The organism is Epilithonimonas sp. JDS, from assembly GCF_021261315.1.
GTDB lineage: Bacteria > Bacteroidota > Bacteroidia > Flavobacteriales > Weeksellaceae > Epilithonimonas.
On the sequence record NZ_JAJSAX010000023.1, the window covers coordinates 1 to 341 of the forward strand.

1 protein-coding gene is annotated in these 341 nt (G+C 44.0%); it reads left to right on the forward strand.

All coding sequences use genetic code 11. The annotated features are described in order from the left end of the window. On the forward strand, window positions 1-341 hold a 341-nt coding region (locus tag LUD75_RS19085; RefSeq protein ID WP_232707398.1), incomplete at both ends, for a catalase.

A 341-nucleotide genomic window follows, 5' to 3' on the forward strand; every position in this document is an offset into this window, starting at 1 on the left:
AGAATTGGTAGGGACACTTACACTTAACAGAAATCCGGATAATTTCTTTGCAGAAACCGAGCAGATTGCTTTCCATCCCGGACATTTGGTTCCCGGCATTGATTTCAGCAATGATCCGTTGTTGCAAGGCAGATTATTTTCTTATACCGATACGCAATTATCCAGATTAGGTTCGCCAAACTTCCACGAAATTCCGATTAACAGATCCGTAAATACCGTTCACAACAACCAGAGAGACGGCCATATGCGTCAGCAAATTGTCAAAGGAAAAGTGAGCTATGAACCCAATTCGATTGGTGGCGGCTGTCCTTTCCAGGCGATGATGAAAGACGGCGGTTTTA